At 61.9% G+C, this 18,727-nt stretch carries 16 protein-coding genes; 15 read left to right on the top strand and 1 reads right to left on the bottom strand.

The window, feature by feature from the left end:
* Nucleotides 1–10 precede the first annotated feature (10 nt).
* The 10 genes from QOU61_RS28790 (at nucleotide 11) to QOU61_RS28745 (ending at nucleotide 11,777) form a co-directional block, all read left to right on the top strand.
* The gene (locus tag QOU61_RS28790) at nucleotides 11–1,567 is read left to right on the top strand and encodes an ABC transporter substrate-binding protein (RefSeq protein WP_289654596.1); all 1,557 of its coding nucleotides are present in this window, start codon (nucleotides 11–13) and stop codon (nucleotides 1,565–1,567) included.
* Nucleotides 1,568–1,664: 97 nt separating this feature from the next.
* Nucleotides 1,665–2,444 (top strand): SDR family oxidoreductase, encoded by a 780-nt coding sequence (locus tag QOU61_RS28785; RefSeq protein WP_289654595.1) that lies wholly within the window; start codon nucleotides 1,665–1,667, stop codon nucleotides 2,442–2,444.
* 11 nt (nucleotides 2,445–2,455) lie between these two features.
* A complete protein-coding gene (locus QOU61_RS28780; protein ID WP_289654594.1) occupies nucleotides 2,456–3,997 on the top strand; it encodes an ABC transporter substrate-binding protein in 1,542 nt (513 codons plus the stop codon).
* A gap of 31 nt (nucleotides 3,998–4,028) precedes the next feature.
* Nucleotides 4,029–4,946, top strand: coding sequence for an ABC transporter permease (locus tag QOU61_RS28775; protein WP_289654593.1), 918 nt, complete (start codon nucleotides 4,029–4,031; stop codon nucleotides 4,944–4,946).
* A complete protein-coding gene (locus QOU61_RS28770; protein ID WP_289654592.1) occupies nucleotides 4,939–5,850 on the top strand; it encodes an ABC transporter permease in 912 nt (303 codons plus the stop codon). The genes QOU61_RS28775 and QOU61_RS28770 overlap by 8 nt, the downstream gene beginning before the upstream one ends.
* Nucleotides 5,851–5,852: 2 nt before the next feature.
* Nucleotides 5,853–6,833 (top strand): ABC transporter ATP-binding protein, encoded by a 981-nt coding sequence (locus QOU61_RS28765; RefSeq protein WP_289654591.1) that lies wholly within the window; start codon nucleotides 5,853–5,855, stop codon nucleotides 6,831–6,833.
* Nucleotides 6,830–7,807, top strand: a complete 978-nt coding sequence (locus tag QOU61_RS28760; protein ID WP_289654590.1) for an ABC transporter ATP-binding protein — start codon at nucleotides 6,830–6,832, stop codon at nucleotides 7,805–7,807. Before QOU61_RS28765 ends, QOU61_RS28760 begins: the two co-directional genes overlap by 4 nt.
* Nucleotides 7,808–7,820: 13 nt before the next feature.
* Nucleotides 7,821–8,993: an acyl-CoA dehydrogenase family protein gene (locus tag QOU61_RS28755; RefSeq protein WP_289654589.1), complete on the top strand. Its 1,173-nt coding sequence runs from the start codon at nucleotides 7,821–7,823 to the stop codon at nucleotides 8,991–8,993.
* Nucleotides 8,994–9,116: 123 nt separating this feature from the next.
* Entirely contained in the window at nucleotides 9,117–10,175 is a 1,059-nt protein-coding gene (locus QOU61_RS28750) for an LLM class flavin-dependent oxidoreductase (RefSeq protein WP_289654588.1), read from the top strand.
* 255 nt (nucleotides 10,176–10,430) lie between these two features.
* Nucleotides 10,431–11,777, top strand: coding sequence for an ABC transporter substrate-binding protein (locus QOU61_RS28745; protein WP_289654587.1), 1,347 nt, complete (start codon nucleotides 10,431–10,433; stop codon nucleotides 11,775–11,777).
* An 87-nt stretch (nucleotides 11,778–11,864) separates the two neighbouring features.
* Here the strand turns inward: QOU61_RS28745 and QOU61_RS28740 are convergent, their stop codons facing one another.
* Nucleotides 11,865–12,674 carry a GntR family transcriptional regulator gene (locus QOU61_RS28740; RefSeq protein ID WP_289654586.1) on the bottom strand — a complete coding sequence of 270 codons (810 nt, stop codon included), beginning with the start codon at nucleotides 12,672–12,674 and terminating at the stop codon, nucleotides 11,865–11,867.
* A gap of 134 nt (nucleotides 12,675–12,808) precedes the next feature.
* On the opposite strand from QOU61_RS28740, the gene QOU61_RS28735 reads away from it, so the two are divergent.
* The 5 genes from QOU61_RS28735 to QOU61_RS28715 are packed head-to-tail and all read left to right on the top strand — an operon-like array spanning nucleotide 12,809 to nucleotide 18,720.
* On the top strand, nucleotides 12,809–14,206 hold the full coding sequence (locus QOU61_RS28735; RefSeq protein ID WP_289654585.1) for an amidohydrolase family protein: 1,398 nt from the start codon (nucleotides 12,809–12,811) through the stop codon (nucleotides 14,204–14,206).
* Nucleotides 14,203–15,615 carry an amidohydrolase family protein gene (locus QOU61_RS28730; protein ID WP_289654584.1) on the top strand — a complete coding sequence of 471 codons (1,413 nt, stop codon included), beginning with the start codon at nucleotides 14,203–14,205 and terminating at the stop codon, nucleotides 15,613–15,615. The genes QOU61_RS28735 and QOU61_RS28730 overlap by 4 nt, the downstream gene beginning before the upstream one ends.
* Nucleotides 15,612–16,823 carry an ABC transporter substrate-binding protein gene (locus tag QOU61_RS28725; RefSeq protein WP_289654583.1) on the top strand — a complete coding sequence of 404 codons (1,212 nt, stop codon included), beginning with the start codon at nucleotides 15,612–15,614 and terminating at the stop codon, nucleotides 16,821–16,823. Before QOU61_RS28730 ends, QOU61_RS28725 begins: the two co-directional genes overlap by 4 nt.
* A gap of 41 nt (nucleotides 16,824–16,864) precedes the next feature.
* A complete protein-coding gene (locus tag QOU61_RS28720) occupies nucleotides 16,865–17,698 on the top strand; it encodes a branched-chain amino acid ABC transporter permease (protein ID WP_289654582.1) in 834 nt (277 codons plus the stop codon).
* Nucleotides 17,699–17,700: 2 nt separating this feature from the next.
* On the top strand, nucleotides 17,701–18,720 hold the full coding sequence (locus tag QOU61_RS28715) for a branched-chain amino acid ABC transporter permease (RefSeq protein ID WP_289654581.1): 1,020 nt from the start codon (nucleotides 17,701–17,703) through the stop codon (nucleotides 18,718–18,720).
* Nucleotides 18,721–18,727: the final 7 nt, after the last annotated feature.

Raw genomic sequence — 18,727 nt, 5'->3', positions numbered from 1 at the left:
GGAGGAATGAATGTTCAATCGGCGCGATTTCGGAGCTGCGATCGGTGCAGCCGCTCTTCTCGGAACGATCGGGAGAGCCAATGCGCAATCCGGCGCCAAATCCGTCGGCCCCAAGCCTGCCGTCGACAAGGACACGCTGGTCATCGCGCTGGAGAAGGAGATTCAGAGCCTCGACGCCCTTGTGACCGCCAGCGGCGATTCACAGCGCTATGCGCTCCAGCTGTTCGATTCGCTCTACGGATTTGATTTCAAGGGCCGCACGGTCCCCCGCATGGCGACGGAGGTGAAAGTCTCCGATGACGGGCTCAGCTATACCTACAAGCTCCGTCCCGGCATTCGCTTTCACAATGGCGATCCGCTGACCTCGGAGGACGTCAAGTTCACGATGGAGCGGGTGATCGATCCCGCCGCCAAGAGCACCCGCCGGCCCTTCTTCGCGCCGATCATGGCCGGGGTCGAGACGCCCGACCCGCTGACTGTCGTCTTCAAGCTCAAGCAGCCCGACGGTGCCTTTCTCAACAAGATCGCGGGCTTTCTGTTTATCGTCCCCAAGGCCTACACGAGCGGGCTGCCCAATTCGGAAGCCTTTGCCACTGCGCCCATCGGCTCGGGTCCCTACAGGTTGAAGCGCCACGATATCGGTCAGACGCTCGAGTTGGAGCGGTTCGAGGATTTCTATGGCGAGAAGCCCGGCATCAAGACCCTCGTCATGAAGATGATCCCCGAGGGATCGACACGCGTGAACGCGCTGCTGACGGGGGAGGTCGATCTCGTCGTGCAGGCGCCACTCAACGAGAAGGAACGGCTCAGCAAGACACCGGGGCTGAAGACGCTGACCAATCCCGTCTCCGCCCCCATGCATGTCAGGCTCTATTCGAACGACGCGTCGCTGCCGATTTCCAAGCGCGACGTACGCCTCGCCCTGAACCACGCCCTCGACTGCAAGGCGATCATCCGGTCGGTCTACTACGGCGTCGGCCAGCCGATGGGAACGTTCATCTCGGCTTTCTACCCCTATGGGGCAGATCCCGACATCAAGCCCTACGCGTACGATCCCAAGAAGGCCCGCGAGCTCCTCAAGAAGGCAGGCTTTCCGGACGGGTTCGCGCTCAAGCTCTATAGCGCCAACGACCATCCCAAGGAATTGGCCGAAGCCATCGCCGCCTATTGGGGCCAGGTCGGCGTGAAGACCGAAATTCTGCGCATCGACTACGCGGCCTGGAGCCGGCTTAACAATACGCACAAGAGCGGCCCGGCGACGATCACGCAGTTTACCAACGCCATCTACGACCCGATCCACCCGGTGGCCGGCTCCTTCTCGAAGAGCGGGACCTGGTCCGACTATTTCAATCCAGATGTCGAAGCGCTGATCGAGAAGCTCAATTCCGCCGTCGGCGACGACAAACGCGGAGCCATCTTCCGCCAGATCGGGCAGCTTCTTCACGACGATGCAGCCGCGGTCTTCATCACCGAACTGTTTCACCTGTTCAGCCACAAGGACGGGCTGCGGTGGAGCATGCAAGAGGGGTCCGGCTTCCTGAACCTCCGGCAAGTGTCGTGGTCATGATGGGACCGGGCGAAATTGTCACTGGCATTGCGTCAATTTCATAGATACAATTGACACAATCAGGGTGCCAAAACGGGCGCTCCAATTGGAAGAGACAATGTCAGGGCGGAAACACGGGCGCGTCGCGCTCATTACCGGCGGCGCCGGTGGCATAGGTTTCGCGACAGCCGAGCGCCTCGCGCGCGATGGCGCGGCGATCGCGATCTGCGACCTCGACGACGCGGCGGCACAGAAGGCTGCCGCCAGGATCAATGCCGACCATGCCGTGCCGGCGCGGGGCTATCGGACCAATGTCGGCGACCCCGACGCGGTCGAGCAGCTCGTTGCGGACGTAACGCGGGATCTCGGATCGCTCGACATCCTCGTGAACAATGCGGGGGTCACCCGCGACAACCTCGTCCACAAGATGAGCCTCGAGAACTGGGACGACATCATGTTCGTCCATTTGCGCGGCGCGTTCCTGTGCAGTCGTGTCGCGCAGCGGGCCATGGTGGAGCGCGGTTGGGGGCGGATCGTGAACCTGTCCTCGACGTCTGCGCTCGGCAATCGCGGCCAGGTGAACTATTCGACGGCCAAGGCCGGGTTGCAGGGCTTCACGCGATCGCTCGCGCTCGAACTCGGTCGCTTCGGCATCACGGTGAACTGCGTCGCGCCGGGTTTCATCGACACCGAAATGACGCGCAAGACCGCCGGCAGGCTCGGCAAGGATCCGGAGGCCTACAAGGCGGAGCGCGCGAAGGGCATCGCGGTCGGCCGCGTCGGGGTTCCGGCCGACGTCGCCGCCGTGATCGCTTTCCTGTCCGACGACGAGGCGTCCTACGTGTCCGGCCAAGTCATCTATGTCAGCGGCGGGCCGGAAACCCGCCGCGGCGGCTGAGGGAGAGCACCATGACAACCGGCATCGCGCGGCATCTTCGGATGCTCTCCTGTCTGGCCGCGCTTCTCGTCCCTCTTCCGGCCGCCGCGATTGGCGGCAAGCCGGCGGTCGATCGCGACACGGTCGTCATGGCGGTCAGCAAGGAGATATTCAATCTCGACGGGCAGGTCACCGCGAGCGGGGACTCCCAGCGCTACGGCTGGCAACTCTACGACACGCTCTACGCGCTCGACCGCAAAGGCGACATCGTGCCGAGTCTGGCGACCGGCATGACCCGATCCGAGGACGGTCTCACCTACACGTTCACGCTGCGCACCGACGTGAAGTTTCACAACGGTCAGCTCATGACGGCCGAAGACGTGGCCTATTCGATGGACCGGATTCTTGATCCGGCCGTGAAAAGCACGCGCCGTCCCGCCTTCGCGCCGGTCGTCGCCAAATCCGAGGCCAAGGATGCGAAGACGGTCGTCTTCACGCTCAAGGAGCCGGACGGGGCGTTCCTCAACAAGATCGCCGGCTATCTCTTCATCGTGCCCAAGGCCTATACGCAATCGCTCGGAAGCCCCGAGGCGTTTGCGCGCGCGCCGGTCGGAACCGGACCGTATCGTTTCGTCGAGCAGAAGATCGGCCAGTCCGTCACCTTCGAGCGCTTCGACGACTATTTCGGTCCGAAAGCCGGCATCAAGCGCCTTATCATGCGCCTGATCGAGGAGCCCTCGAGCCGGGTGAACGCGCTCCTGACCGGCGAGGTCGATCTGAGCGACGGCATTCCGACCGCCGAGATCGAGCGGCTCAAGAAGACGCCCGGCCTCACGGTTCACTCCGTCCCGATCGGAAGCCCGCTCGGGGTTCGTCTCTACGCCGACGATCCGTCGTCGCCGATCTCGAAGGCGAAGGTGCGGCTGGCCCTCAACTACGCCATCGACGTCAACGCCTTGATCAAGAACGTGCTGCACGGCGCCGGGGCGCCGCTCACGAGCTACATCTCGTCCTACTATTCGTATGGCGTGAACCGCGATCTCAAGCCCTACGGCTACAATCCCGCCAAGGCAAAGCAGCTCTTGAAAGAGGCCGGTTATCCCAACGGCTTCGAGATATCGATCTATTCGTCGAGCGATTGGCCGAAGGAGATCGCCGAGACATTGGCCGCCTATTGGACGCAGGTCGGCGTCAAGGCGAAGATTCAAAGGATCGACTACGCGGCCTGGAGCCGGCTCAACAACACCCACAAGAGCGGGCCGATGACCTTGATGCAGATGTCGAACGCCATCTTCGATCCGATCCATCCGGTGACGGGGGGCGCGAGCAAGTCCGGCACCTGGTCCGACTACTCCAATCCCGAGATCGAAGAGCTCATCATCGAGGCGAACAAGACCGCCGACCGGTCCGAACGCGATCGCATCTTCAAGCGGATCGGCTCGATCCTGCACGACGATGCGCAGGCCGTGCTGATTACCGAGATCTTCTACGTCTACGGCGCTGACAGCGAGTTGGACTGGGCGCCTCAGCCGGGTATCGCCTGGTACGACCTGCGTACGGTCCGCTGGAAGTAACGGACATCAGGCCTCGAGGCGAGATGCGGCAATGCTGCGCTACCTAACCCTCCGTATCGCGCAGTCGATCGTGACGGTGCTGCTGGTCACGATGATCATCTTCGTGATCATCCGCCTGATCGGCGACCCGACCCATCTGATGCTGCCTCCCGAGGCGACGGAGGCGGATCGCGAATTGCTGCGCCAACAGATGGGGCTCTCCGATCCGGTCGTGGTCCAGTACTGGCGCTATCTGCGGCAATTGCTCCACGGCGATATGGGGATGTCCTATCGCTTCAGCCTGCCGGCCCTCGATGTCGTGCTGGCGCGGATAGGTCCAACGCTTCTGCTCACCTGCACCTCACTCGCGATCGGAATCCTGGTCGGGGTGCCGCTGGGTGTCGCCTCGGCCGTTCGCCCGGACAGCTGGATCGACTTTCTGGCCAAGGCCATCGCCCTGTTCGGCCAGGCGGCGCCGCCCTTCTTCTTCGGGCTGATCTTCGTGCTCGTATTCTCCGTCCAGCTCGGCTGGCTGCCGACCAGCGGCTATGGCGGCCCGCAATATCTCATCATGCCGTCGATCGCGCTCGGATGGTATTCCGCAGCCGGCCTGATGCGGCTGACGCGTTCCAACATGATGGAGGTCCTGACCTCCGAATACGTCAAGATGGCTCGAATCAAGGGGGTACCCGAGCGGACCGTCGTCTACAAGCACGCGCTCAAGAACGCGGCGCTCCCGGTTCTCACCTTCGCCTCGCTCCAGTTCGGCATTCTGATGGGCGGCGCGGTATCGATCGAGTCTGTTTTCGCCTGGCCGGGAATGGGCAAGCTCATCCTCGATTCGATCGCGAATCTCGACTACGCGGTCGTTCAGGCGGCCGTGACCCTTTCCGCGCTGATGTTCACCGCGATCAATCTCGCGGTTGATCTCCTCTACGCCTATATCGACCCGCGCATCCGCTATGCTTGATGCCCCCTCGCCAGACCGGCCCGTCCTGCGATCGACCGGCGCGAAGGATCGCACGCTGGCGACGATCGCGGCGAAGCGCTCCTCGCGCTGGCTCGGCTCGCTGCAGGTCTGGGTCGCGATCATTCTGCTTGCGATCGTCTTCGGCTCGGCACTGCTGGCCGTCTTCGTGGCACCTTACGATCCGAACGAGATCGGCCTCGACAGGGCCTTGCAGGCTCCCTCCGTGCAGCATTGGTTCGGGACCGATCAACTCGGACGCGATGTGCTGTCGCGCGTGATCTGGGGCGGGCAGGTCTCGCTCTTTCTTGCCGCCTGTGCCGTCGCGCTGGCGGGGGCTTTCGGCACGATCCTCGGCCTCGTCGCGGGCTATTTCGGCGGCGTCGTGGACAGGGCGGTGATGTGGATCGCCGACGTGCAGTTTTCGCTGCCGGCCGTCATCCTCGCGCTCGTCCTGGTCGGTGCCGTCGGTCCGAGTTTCACCAACATCGTCGTTGTCCTCAGCCTCGCCAACTGGGCGCGCTTCACGCGCGTCATCCGCTCCGAAGCGCTCTCGCTCAAGAGCCGGGATTTCGTGTTGTTGGCGAAGCTCGGCGGGGCATCGCCCCTCAGGATCATCGCCCATCACATCCTGCCGAACGTGCTCGGCACCTTCATCGTCCTCGCGACGCTGGATGTCGGCTTGATCATCATCCTGGAAGCGACGCTGTCGTTCCTCGGGCTCGGTGTGCAGCCTCCCGATCCCTCGTGGGGCACGATGATCGCGGACGGTCGCGGCTATCTCGAACGAGCATGGTGGATATCCGTCTTCCCGGGTCTTGCCCTCATGGCGACCGTGCTGTCCGGCAATCTGCTCGGCGATGCGCTGCGCGACAGGCTCAATCCCAGCCTAAGGCGGAGATGGTAGAGATGAGCACTCTTCTCCGTGTCGAGAATCTGACCACCTGGCTGGCCACGGAATCCGGCATCGTCACGGCGGTCGACGATGTGAGTTTCTCCGTCCCGCCCGGCCGCACGCTCGCCCTCGTCGGCGAATCCGGTTCCGGCAAGAGCATGACGTGCTCCTCCATCATGCGGCTTCTGCCCGGCAACGGACATATCGCGGGCGGCCGAGTGCTGTTCGAGGGCAAGGATCTCCTGACCAAGAGTCCGGCGGAGATGGAGGCCATTCGCGGCCGCAAGATCGGCATGATCGTCCAAGACCCGATGACCTCCCTCAACCCGCTCTTCGATGTCGAGGATCAGGTCGGAGAGGTCTTCAAATATCACCTCGGCGATCGGTCGCGTCGCGCGCGACGGCCCAAGGTCGTGGACGTGCTGTCGCGGGTGCAGATTCCGGCCGCGGAGAAGCGCCTCGGGTCCTATCCGCACGAATTTTCGGGCGGCATGCGCCAGCGCGTCGCGATCGCGCTCAACATCGCCTGTGCACCGAAGCTGCTGATCGCGGACGAGCCGACGACTGCGCTCGACGTGACGGTGCAGCAGCAGATCCTGGCCCTGCTTCGCGATCTCCAGCGTGAGACCGGGATGGCGATCATTCTCGTCACGCACGACCTGCACACCGTCCAGCGCTTCTGTGACGAGGTCGCGATCATGTATGCGGGCCGGATCGTCGAGCAGGGGCCGGTGGCCGAGATCTTTGCCCGGCCAGCCCATCCCTATACGGAAGGGCTGCTGCGTGCGCTGCCTCAGCTCGGCAGGCAGGAAGATCGCCTTCCGCTGATCTCCGGCCAGCCTCCATCCCTTGCGGCGCTTCCCTCCGGGTGCAGGTTCGAACCTCGCTGTCCGCGCGCGACCGAATTGTGCAGGACGGAATACCCCGACTGGATGGCAACGGCCGGCGAGACGCGCCGCTCGGCCTGCTGGCATGCCGACGAGGTGCTCGGATGAGCGCCTTCCTCTCGGTTCGAGATTTGCGAAAGACGTTTCCGATCTCCCGCGGCCTGTTCGGGAAGGCGGAGATTCTGCACGCCGTCGCCGGGATTTCGTTCGACGTGCCCGCCGGAACGACCTTCGGCCTGGTGGGCGAATCCGGCTCCGGCAAAACGACGACCGCAAAGATGGTCATGGGAGCCGACGAGCCGACATCGGGTGAGATCGTCATCGATGGTCGCGACATTGCCGGGCACGACAGGGCGGAACGCTTTGCGTTCCGCCGCTTGCTGCAGCCGGTGCTGCAGGACCCCTACAGCGCGCTCAGTCCGCGCATGCGGGTCGATCGCATCATCGATGAGCCGCTTCGAATCCATCGCACTTATCCGAGCAAAGCGGCGCGGGCGGAACGGGTCGCCTACCTCCTCGACGCGGTCGGCCTGCCGCAGAGCGTGGCGCGGTGCTATCCGAACGAGATGTCGGGAGGACAGCGCCAGCGTGTGGCGATTGCGCGAGCTCTCGCGCTCGAGCCGCGTCTCCTCGTCCTGGACGAACCGGTTTCGGCGCTCGACGTGTCGATTCAGGCTCAGATCCTGAATTTGCTCCGCGATTTGCAGGACCGACTGGGGCTGACCTATCTCCTGATTTCACACGACCTCGCCGTCATTGGCTTCATGAGCACGCAGATAGGCGTGCTTTATCTGGGGCGCTTTGTCGAAGTCGGATCGAAGGAGACGATCCTCTCCGACGCGCGGCATCCCTACAGTCTGGCCCTGATCGCCTCCGCCACGCCGGACGTCAACGCAGCTCCGGTTTCCGGGGAGATACCCTCGCCGCTGTCCCCGCCCTCAGGCTGCGTCTTCCACACTCGCTGTCCTTTCGCCCGCGATCGCTGCCGCCTGGAGCCGCCATCCCTGCGCCGGCTGGAGCCTGATCACCTCGTCGCCTGCCATTTCGCCGAAACGATCCGCCTGGAGACCAATAATGCTTGAAAGGAATCGCCCGATGGAACGCCCGATTGATCCGGAAGCAGCCCTGCATACCGCGGAGATGACGGCGCTGCGCGAACTCGCGACGACCAAGTTTCGCGAGCGCGGGCGCGCCTACGATGCCAATTGCGACATGCCGGTCGAGAACATCAGGGAACTTCACCAGGGTGGCTGGCTACGCACCACCCTGTCGAAGGAACGCGGAGGTCGCGGCAGCAATCTCGATACCGACGATCCGGCGACCTATCTGCAGGCCCAGCGCAGCATCGCGCAGGGCTGCCCCGGCACCGCGCATTGTGTTCAGGTGACCAATCACACCGCCTGGTGCCTGGAAGCCATCGGCACGAAGAGCCAGAAGAAGCGCTATCTTGAGCCCATGCGGGAGCGTTCGTTCCTGGGCTCGTTCGTCGGCAGCGAAGCCAAGCGCAAGCATATGTATATGATGAATACGACCGCCAAGAAGGTCGATGGCGGATGGGTCATCAACGGCGAGAAGAACTACGCCACCAATGCGCCGACGATGGACTTCGCAATCATCTTCGTCGCCCTCGCCGGAACCGAGGACTACAACCAAAATCACCAGATGATCATCATCGAGCCGGGTATGGAGGGTGTCTCGATGGATCACGCCTGGTATCGGCCGAACGGGATGCGGGCGGCTCCATCATCGATCATTACACTCGACAACGTTTTCGTGACCGAAGACCAGTTCCTCGGTGAACCGGGCACGTATCCGCGTCAGCGCTGGCAGGGGAAATTCCACCTCGGATTCGCGGCCACCTATCTGGGCGCGACCGAGGGCATGTACGATTGGTACCTCGACTACATGCGCAAGCGCGGCCGCGGTCGGGACGGCATCACCCAGATGCGAACCGGCGAAATGAAGATCCAGCTCGAGGCGGCGCGGGCGATCTTCCATCACGCCATCGCGTGCTGGAAGACGAAACCGGTCGTCGAGGCGGAGCTTGCATCCATGGCGGCCAAGTCGACGGCGGCGCATGTGGCCTTCGAACTCTCCCACAAGATTATCCACGCAGCTGGCTCGACCGCTCTGTTCGACGAGTTCCCGCTCAGCCGTTATCTGCGCGACCTGGAAACCCACGTCCTGCATGCGGGCCACGACCGCACGGCGCAGATCATCGGCCAGTCCGAACTGGGAGAAAGCTTCGATTCGACCCTGCAGCGCTGACGCGCGTTTCAGCGGAGGCGGATTACGCCGCCTCCGCAACACCTGCTGCGGATGGCGGGCTCGGCACCGCGACGATCGTCGAGCGGATTCACTGGGTGGTCTATGGAGGAGGTTTGTCGGGCGATGCGAAAAATCGAGCTGGGCTGGTTCATTCCCACGCAAGGTGACACGACGGCCTACGGAGATCCGGGTGCATCCGTGCCGCCATCGATCGACGCTTTCGACCGCGTGTCGCTCAGTGCGGAGCGCGCTGGTTTCGAGTACCTGCTGATTCCGGTCAACGTCCATTGCTGGGAAGCCTGGATCACGGGCGCGATGATGGCGGCCCGAACCAAATCGATAAAGCCGCTGATCGCGGCCCGACCCGGCTACATCAATCCGGTGCTGCTGGCAAAGATGATCTCGACATTCGATCAGCTCTCCGGTGGGCGGATTTGTATCAATCTGATCGCCGGTCTGAGCGACGAGCAATATGCCGCCGACGGGCTACCCTACAGCAAAAACGACCGCTATCTGCTGATGGATGAGGAAGTCAGCATCCTCAAGGCCTTGTGGAAAGCCGACGCGCCGATCGACTATGACGGGCGATTCTACAAGCTCAAGGGCGTTCAGGTCATTCCGCCCGTCCTTCAGAAGCCGTATCCGAAATTCTATCTGGGAGGTGGCTCGAAAGAAGCGTGGGAGATCTCGGCCAAGCACGCGGACGTCCATCTCTTCTGGGGCGATCACCCGGACCGGGTGGCCGAGAATATGAGCCAGATTCGACAGCTCGCGGCAAAGTATGGGCGGGCTGACCAGATCGGATTCGGCATGCGCCTGCAAATCATCTGCCGCGAGCGCGAGGAAGACGCCTGGGCGGCTGCCGACCAACTCATTCGTCACGCGGATGCCGAATTCCGCAAGGATATCGCCGGTCGTTTCCAGAATTCGGTGGCGAACCGTCGGATGCAGGAACTCTCCAGTCAGGACCTCATCATCCCCCATCTGTGGACCGGCATCACCAAAGTGCGCCCCGGTGCAGGCATCGCAGTTGTCGGCGATCCCCGGCAGTGCGCCGACACGCTGCAGAAGTTCATCGACGTTGGCTGCCATTCCTTCTGCCTGTCGGGCTATCTCCACGACGAGGAGGCGGAGCGCTTTGGCCGCTTGGTGCTGCCGTTGCTGCGAGCGAAGAACGCATAGTCATTTTGTCGGTCGAGAATTCAAACCAACGGCAGCATGTGAGGAACGACGATGTGGGCGAATAAACGTGGATCGCGTGTCGCGATCGTTGCCCTCGCTCTTTTCGGTGTCGTGCTCGGTGCTACGCCGTCCACGGCGATTGGCGGGAGGCCGGCGGTCGACAAGGACACGATCGTCATCGCTATCGGTCGCGATATCGCGATGCTCGATGCGCAGGTCGACAACACCGGAAATTCCGATCGTTATGCCTGGCAGATGTTCGACAATCTTTACACGTTCGACAAACAGGGCAAACTGATCCCTCAGGTCGCCAAAGACGTGAAGGTTTCCGACGACGGTCTCGACTATAGATTCACCATCCGACAGGACGTCATCTTTCACAACGGAGCCAAACTGACTGCCGAAGACGTGAAATTCTCCTTCGATCGGATCCTGGACCCGGCAATCAAGAGTACGCGGCGGCCTTATCTTGCCGACATCATCGACCGGGTCGACGTCATTGATCCCGCGACCGTCAACGTCAAGCTCAAGCAACGCGACGTCGTATTCCTGAACAAGGTGGCGGCTTTCGTCGCTCTGGTGCCGAAGGCATATCTGGAGTCGTTGCCGTCGGTCGAGGCTTTCGCCAGGGCGCCGGTCGGCGCTGGTCCCTACAAGCTTGTCTCGCACCAGATCGGACAGTCTCTCGAGCTCGAGCGCCACGACGCGTATTATGGCGCCAAGCCGGCGATCAAGCATCTGATTTTTCGGTACATCCCCGACGCATCAAGCCGTCTGAACGCGCTGCGCGCCGGCGAGGTTGATGTGGCCGACATGATCGCACCGAGCGACGTGAAGCAGATCAAAAGCACGGCCGGTCTCTCGGTTGTCCTCGTACCGGCCGGGAGTCCGCTGCACATTCGTCTCTATTCGAACGTGCCGAACACGCCGCTGGCCGACAAGCGAGTGCGCCTTGCATTGAACTACGCGATCGATGTCGACGCCATCATCAAGCATGTTCAACATGGCATCGGCAAACCTCTGACGTCTTTCATCTCGGCCTACTATCCCGTGGGCGTCGATCCGGATCTGAAGCCGTATCCATACGACCCGACGCAGGCGCGAAAGCTTCTTGCCGATGCAGGCTATCCACGCGGTTTCGAAACTGAACTTCTGAGCCCGAACTCCTATCCGAAGGATGTCACCGATGCGGTCGCCGGCTACTGGCAGGCCATCGGCGTGCGCGCAAAGATCAAGATACTGGACTATCCAGCGTGGAATCGGCTCAACAATACGCACGCGTCCGGGCCGATGACCGTCATGCAGTATTCGAACGCGATCTATGATCCGATCACTGCGATCTTCGGCACCGCAGCCAAGAAGGGCACCTGGTCAGACTACCACAATCCCGAAGTTGATGCGCTGATCGAACAGACGAACTCGGTTGAGGATCCCGCCGAGCGCGACAAGCTGTTCCGCAAGATCGCACGGATCATGCGCGATGACGGGCATGCCGTTCTGATTTCCGAGCTGTTCTCCGTCTTTGCGATGGACAGCCAGATCGAATGGGTGCCTCAACAAGGCTACGCGTTCTATGATCTGCGCACAATCCACTGGAAATGATGGCATTCAGCCGGGCGGTGACTCGACGCCGTCGCCCGCGGCAAGACCGCCTGCGGAGAGGGCGGCGCCGGCGATGCCTCCACTGGGCTAGGCTCGCCGGCGACCACTGTTCTTAGAGCCGGATCGTCGCGAAGTCCCTGCACGCCGAAGGTCCAGGTCATCGTCGGGCGCGGGAAGCTCGATCTCGAAGCGAATGAGATCGCCGCGATAGACTATCTCGGCGACGTAGATCGCGACGTCATCCTGATCGGTAATGATCCACCTGGCCTCGACCACAGGCGCGTCCAACGCGAGCCCCAACCGCACGGCCGTGGCGGCATCGGCCTTTCCGATGATGATGGTTTGACGCGTTCTCTTGATGGAAACGCCGGGCATCTCGACCAGCGCGGCCATTGCTGCCCGACTGCGAAAGGCCTTCGGATCCTGATCAAAGATCGATTTCGCCAGGTGCAAGCTGACCAATGCGTAAGGGGATCCGTCTCTCGACTGCACGCTCTTCAGATAGATGTAGTCCGCGGCCGGGCGGCCTTCGGTGCTGGCCAGTCTCGGTGACTTGGGAGGATCCGACGTCTCAATGAAATTGGGAACGACGTCCTTGATCGTCTCCAATTGAGAGCGCCATGTCGTGGCTACTTTCAGCCAGCGTCGCGCCTGAACGTCGCCGGATACGAACGTTCCCTTGCCCTGGTATCGTTTCAGCAGTCCTTCGGATTCAAGCGATTCTATCGCTTGCCGGATCGTCACGCCGGCGACCGAAAACTCTTCCTGGAGCGCGTCGATGCTGGGAATGCGCGCGCCCGGCACCCAGACCGCGGTCTCCAATCGGCGGCGAAACTCAGCGGCGACTTGCTGATACAGCGGCGCGTTTAGCTGCGACTTCTTTTCTGCTGTCCGCATGGCTCGTTCAGGGTTCGCTCCGTCAAGTTACGTACGGGATCATTCGGCCCAGCGCAAATCGTCCTCTTGACAGCCAATTCTTGCCATCTTACGGTCATTCTAACAAATAGAATGAGTTGGGAGAGCGAAACCCCATGGGGCGCGTTCTGATCAAGAATGTAGACTGGCTGATAACCGTCGATGCCGGAAGGACAATCTATAGGCACGGCGCGGTTGGCATCGCCGACGACAGGCTGGAATTCGTCGGAAAGGCGGAGGACCTGCCGCCCGACTACCAGGCGGATGAGGTCATTGACGGCAGCGGCCACATTGCGCTGCCGGGTTTCATCGACACCCACGTTCACAACACCCAGCATCTCGGCAGGGGGCTTGGCGACGGATGCGACATGCCCGTCCTGCTTCTGGAGCGTCTCTACGCCTACGAGTCGGTGATGACTGCCGAAGACGCCTACTGGGCGGCGCGCCTGTGTCAGCTCGAATTGATTCGATCCGGCACCACATGCTTTCTCGATCCGAGCAGCTACTATCCCGACGAGACGGCACGCGCCACCGGCGACTCCGGCATGCGCGGCTTCGTTTCGCGAACCGCCTTCGACATTCAGAATACGAAAATCGGAAAGCTGCCGCGAAGGCCGCTGTTCCGCGAGAGCACCGAAGAAGCGCTCGATCGGGCTGAAGAAACCGTCGTCACATACAAGAATGCGCACGGCGGCCGCGTTCGGGCCTGGCTCTCGATACGCATACCGGTCGGCTGTTCCGATGCCCTTTGCAAGGGCATCCGCCGCCTGGCTGACAAGCACAAGGTCGGCATCGTCACGCATTGCTGTGAATCTCACGATCAAAGCGTCGGATCGCGACGGACCAGCGGCCTCACCGATATCGAACGCATGGAAGCGCTCGATGTCCTTGGCCCCGACATGGTGATGATCCAAATGGGCTGGGCCAATCCAAATGAGATAGCGCTCGCCCAGAAGCGCGGCTTCAAGATCTCATATACCCCGACCACCGGCTATCGAATTGCTCTGGGTGACGCGACCTTCGGCCATTTCCCGGAATTTGCTGCGCTTGGCGTGACCGTGGCGCTCGGCGGGAATGCGGCAATGTCGAGCAACCACCTCGACCTGGTGCGCGTGATGGGGCTCGGCGCGGGCATGATGAGATCAACACGGATAAGTCCTTTCATCTTTCCCCCGGAGCAGATGATCGAAATGGCAACGATCAATGGCGCCGTCGCCGTCGGGATGCAGGATGAGATTGGATCCCTTGAAGTCGGCAAGAAAGCCGACCTGGTCCTGTTCGACACGCGGACATCTGAATGGTGCCCGGTCCACAACCCCCTCTCAAATCTCGTGCACAGTTCCCGCGGCGGCGCAAATTACGTGTTCGTCGATGGCCGCCTGCTCATGCGGGAGGGCGAAATTACTGCCTTCTCTGAAGAGGAGACAATTCGCGAAGGCCAGATGCGGGGCCTCGCGATCGCAGAGCGCTCTGGCCTCGATCGGATCCACAGGCCGCACTGGAGCGTCAGATGAGCGCGAGAGATGGTTTGCCGCGCTGTTCCGTCCTCATCAAGGGCGTGGACTGGGCCGTAACGGTCAACGCTTCCCGTGAAATCGTGAAGAGCGCATCGATTGCGGTTGACCGCGACCGGATCGTGGCAATCGGGAAATCCGAGGATCTGGATCATTCCATCGAGGCCGAGAAAACCATCGACGGACGCGGGCTGCTCGCGCTGCCGGGCATCGTCGACTGCTGCGTCAACAGCAGTCACCATCTTGGCCGTGGTCTGGCTGACGCCTGCGACATGTATGAATACCATCTCGGTCGTCGGCTGCCCTACGAGGCGGCGCTGTCTCCCGAAGACGCATTCGCGGCATCCCTCCTGAGCCAGGTTGAAATGGTTCATGCGGGTACGACGTGCTTCGTGGACGCGGGCAGCCGCTTTTATGGACAGGTCGCAGGCGCTGCGGCCTCCCTGGGGATCCGGGCATTCGTTTCACGTTCTTGCTCTGACGTGACCGATACGTTTTTTGGTGAGGCGCCGATCGGAGCGACGGATTGCGTCGAAGAAATTGAAAACGCCCAACGCGCCGTTCTCGAAATTCAGGCGCTGGGGTCGTCTCGTGTCCGGCCGGCCCTGGCTCTGCCCTGGCTTCCGGCGTGCAGCGACGACCTTTGCCGAGGAATGGCGAGACTTGCCGCCACGACCGGCGCAATCACATTGGCAGGTGCGGCCTTCTGCCGTGACGACGCCGTCGCATCCCGCCGGGAGCACTTTCGCACCGAGGTCGAGCGTCTCGACGCGGCCGGATTGCTCGGCGACAGGCTTTTGATCTCGAACGCCGGCTGGTCCAGTCCGACTGACATGGTCAGGCTGCGCGATGCTGCCGCTCACGTCGTTTGCACGCCGTCAGCCTCGCACAGGCTCGGTACCGGATCGCTGGAATATGGCCGCTATCCGGAGCTCGTCGCTTTCGGCGTCAATGTCCTGCTCGGCAGCTTCTCCGCGATGGCCAGCAATCACACCGACCTGCTGCGGCAGCTCTTTCTGTTTTGCGGCGGCAGCATGTCGTTCAGGCTGGACGCGACGATTACGCCGCCCGAATTGGCATTGGAGATGGCGACGATTCGGGCCGCCAAAGCGCTCGGCATCGACAAGGAAATCGGCTCGCTCGAAGCAGGCAAGAAGGCCGATATCGCGTTGTTCGGTGTCAATCAGAGTGATTGGGTGCCGCTGCACGATCCCCTTGCGAACCTCGCTTTCAGCACGCGCGGCGGGGCCGACACAGTGTTGGTCGATGGCCGGATTCTGCTCGAAAGGGGAAAGCTGACCTCGATGGACGAGGGGGCGCTTTTGCAGGAGGGCCAGGCGCGCGCCTCGGCCGTTGCGGAGAGAAGCAAACTATCCAGACATTCCCAGCCGAGATGGAGGGTCGTGTGAGTGACATCGGTCTTCGAAAGGTTAGCGCGATCTTTTCATGGTCGTCGGTGCTGTCTCTCTTGCTGGCGTCCCTGACGATGGTCGCCGCGGCGACCCAGGCGAGGTGTCAGGAGATCGGGGTCTCCGACAACGAGGTCGTTCTGGGCATGTGGACGCCGTTAACCGGGTCAACGTCGCTACTCGGAACATCCGAGCGGGACGCGATTCAAATCGGAATCGATGAGATCAACGCGGCGGGTGGAATCAACGGACGAAAACTGAGGCTGGTGGTGTACGACGATGCCGGGTCACCGCAAGAGGCTCAGGCGAGCGTCAGACGGCTCCTCAGCCAGGATCGCGTCTTCGGCCTGATCGCGGGTTCGACGAGCGGCAGCACGTTGCCGGTTCTGCCGCTCATCGGGCGGGAAAAGGTTCCTTTCCTGGCGTCGATTTCGTCCAACCGCAATCTGCTCGTCCCGCCGCGCGACAATGTCTTTCGCGTATTCTCCAACGAGATCGCGCATGCCGATCGTCTCCTCGAATACACCGTCAAGAAATTCGGCGTGAAGCAGCCGGCGCTGATCTACACCAGCAACGACTACGGCATCGGCGGTGAGGAAGCGGTTCGAGAGTGGTTGGGAAAGTCGAACATCGCTCTCAAAGCGAGCGAAAGGTTCAACCAGGGTGATCAGGACTTCTCAGCCCAGCTCTTGAGGATCGCTCAGTCTGGCGCCGACGCCCTGTACGTCTGGGCATTCGCGGCGGAAGCCGGCGTCATCACGCGCCAGGCCAAGGACCTTGGCTTGAAAGTGCCGCTGTTTGGCGGCGCGGGAACGGCCACGCCCTTGTTTCCGAAGGCCGCAGGCCAGTCGGGTGAAGGCTTTATCGCGGTTACGTTCGCGCCGTTCCTGGCCGACGATTCAACGAACGCGGAAATCGTGAAATACCGGAGTGCCCTCAGGTCGAAATATCCGGGCGGACTTCCGCCGGGCCGGCCGTCCGAATACGACTTCGCGGGCTACGCGGCCATAAAGATATTTGCGGAGGGGCTGAGCCGGGCCGGGCGCTCTCTTACGCGGGCGAAATTCATCGAGGCGCTTGAAACCCTCAACGACTTTCGCACCGGCGTGATGTTCCCCGTGACCTACAGCAAGGCCTCGCATGAAGGAACAGCGGCCGCGACGATGATCAGGATCAATGCCGGCCTGGCGTGGGAGGTGGCGCAATGAATGCCGTGGGTTTTGCACAGCTCCTGGTCAGCGGCCTCACCTTGGGCTCGATCTATGCTCTCACCGCCCTGGGTTTTGCGACCATCTACCGGGCTTCAGGTGTCGTCAATTTTGCGCAGGGCGACATGATGATGATCGGCGCAATGGCGGCGCTGGTCTCTCTCAGGGACTTCCATCTCGGCCAGGTCGCCGCGCTGCTGCTTGCCGTCGGGCTTTGTACGCTGCTTGGCTATTTGGTCGAGAGGATCGCCTTTCGGCCGCTGATCGACGCGCCTCACTTCACCGTTCTGCTCTCGACCGTGGCAATCGGCCAGATTCTCAGAAGCGGCGTGCGCGTCTTCTATGGGCAGGAGGTCTCTATCCTGCCACCTGTATTGAGCACGGAGCAGATCGACCTGCTCGGGGTGAGGGTCACGCCGCTCCAGCTCGGCATTCTCGGTGTTGCCGCCGCGACGCTCATTGCGGTCGCCGCGTTCTTTTCCCTGGCCAAGCTCGGCTGGGGTATGCGCGCGACTTCGCAGAACTTGCGAGGTGCTGCGATCGTCGGAGTAAACGTGCCGACCGTGTTGTCTGCGACGTGGGCGATGGCCGGAGCGCTTGCGGCCATCGGCGGCGTCCTGCTTGCTCCGATGATCATTGTCACGCCGGACATGGGCGTCATCGGAAACAAGGGATTCATCGCGGCCATACTTGGCGGCTTCAGCAGTCTGGGCGGCGCCGCCGCCGGCGGGTTCATCCTCGGCGTCGTCGAGATAATCGTCGGCGTGTACGTGACCAGCGCTTTCAAGGACGTCGTCGTATTCGTCCTGCTGCTTGGTGTGCTCGCGGCGTTGCCGAATGGAATTTTCGGAAAAGCGACGGTCTCGAGGGTCTAGAGATGATTTCCAGCAGCTTGAGCCGCGGGTCGGAACATTCTTTTCCTGAAAAGTCGAAAGAACCGGGGCGATCCGCAAAAACGGTTCGGGCGATGTCAAAAGGAAAGTTGTTGTTCGGCGTGGTTATTTGCGCATTGCTCGCTGCCGTCCCTGCTCTGGCCGGCCCGTACTTCGGCTTTGTGGTCGGGCTTGCGTTGATCAACTGCGTTGCCGCCACCGGCATCAACATCAGCATGGGTTATGCGGGCCTGGTCTCCGTGGGTCACGCCGGCTTCGCGGCCATCGGAGCTTACGCAACCGTCCTGCTCATGACCCATCTCGGCGTGTCTTACTTCCTCGCCATCCTGTTGGCCTCAGCAATCGCTGCCACGTGTGGCATCATCATTGCCATTCCATCGCTCAGGCTGAGCTCGCTCTATATCGCGATGATCACATTCGGCTTCGGGCAAGCGGTCAACCTGGTGCTGATGAACTGGCTGGAGCTGACGCGGGGACCTAACGGATTGGCGGTGCCCCCGATACAGGTGTTTGGTCACGAGGTGCAACCGGTCCTCATGTACTATTTTCTCATCGGGGCCTTCCTTTGTGCGCTCTGGATTTCCTGGAACCTGCTGTCTTCCCGTTTTGGCAGGGCGTTGCTGGCACTGAAGGGCAACGAGGCTGCCGCCGAATCGATGGGTATTCCGGTGGCGCGATACAAGATAGCGGCCTTCGCGCTTGGCGCGCTGTTCGGCGGGCTTTCCGGGTCGCTGTACGTGGGAGTCTCGGATTTCATCAATCCCTATGCGTTTTCGTTCGAGGTATCGATCGCATATCTGACGATGAGCGTGGTTGGAGGGCTCGGGGTCTTCTGGGGGCCCGTGTTCGGAGCGTCGCTGCTGACCGTGCTTCCCGAGTTGCTTCGTCCGGTCGCCGAGTACAAGGAGCTCGTGTTCGGTTCGCTGCTTTTGATTTTTCTCATCGTGATGCCTGAGGGCATCGCGCCTTTGATTGGTCGCGGCGTCGGACGCTTGCGCCGTTGAAAGTTTG

This window comes from Bradyrhizobium sp. NP1, assembly GCF_030378205.1.
GTDB lineage: Bacteria > Pseudomonadota > Alphaproteobacteria > Rhizobiales > Xanthobacteraceae > Bradyrhizobium.
This window is presented reverse-complemented; position numbering and strand designations above follow the sequence as displayed.